1 protein-coding gene is annotated in these 299 nt (G+C 67.6%); it reads left to right on the top strand.

Annotated features, from left to right (window positions below; all coding sequences use genetic code 11):
* A partial coding sequence (locus CXR44_RS34955; RefSeq protein ID WP_144070200.1) for an RHS repeat domain-containing protein occupies positions 1–299 on the top strand: 299 nt, incomplete at both ends.

Below are 299 nucleotides of genomic sequence, written 5' to 3'. Positions count from 1 at the left end.
TGGGACAAGGACGACAACCTCACCACCAAGACCACCGCCGGCACCGCCGCAGCAGGCACCAACACCTACACCTACGACCACGCCGGCCGCCTCACCTCCTGGCAAGCCCCCAACGGCACCACCACCGCGTACGAGTGGGACGCCTCCGGCAACCGCACCAAAGCCGGCGACAAGACCTACACCTACGACGAACGCAACCGCCTCACCAGCGGCGACGGAACCGACTACACCTACACCCCCCGCGGCACCCTCGCCACCCAGACCAAGAACGGCACCACCACCCAGCTCACCTTCGACGC

The sequence above is a fragment of the Nonomuraea indica genome, assembly GCF_002850745.1.
In the GTDB taxonomy this organism is placed as follows: Bacteria; Actinomycetota; Actinomycetes; order Streptosporangiales; family Streptosporangiaceae; genus Nonomuraea; species Nonomuraea indica.
Note: the sequence above shows the minus strand (reverse complement) of the source record. Positions and strands in the feature narration are given on the sequence as shown.